A 255-nucleotide genomic window follows, 5' to 3' on the forward strand; every position below is an offset into this window, starting at 1 on the left:
GTCTTGTCCGTATTCGACGACCCCCATCACGTTCGTATACGCAGTATGTGGCGTAATTTTGATTTTCTTTGCTTCGGCATTGGCGTTTTGTAGTTTCAATGTCAACTTTTCTGTCGCATCTGGCGCAAGATTTAATTGAAAATAACGATCATTTCCTGACTTTTGATTGTCTGAGAACTCCGGTGTTACATAGAAATTCAACGTTCCTTCTTCTGCCCCCACGCGCATCGGTACCAATAAACTAACCAATAATAG

General features: G+C 42.0%; 1 protein-coding gene. It reads right to left on the bottom strand.

Features of this window, described 5'->3' with window-relative positions; genetic code table 11:
- A partial coding sequence (locus tag P3R27_RS15600) for a WxL protein peptidoglycan domain-containing protein (protein ID WP_301399227.1) occupies positions 1-255 on the bottom strand: 255 nt, incomplete at both ends.

Origin of the sequence: Enterococcus spodopteracolus (assembly GCF_030441955.1) — a bacterium.
GTDB lineage: Bacteria > Bacillota > Bacilli > Lactobacillales > Enterococcaceae > Enterococcus_B > Enterococcus_B spodopteracolus.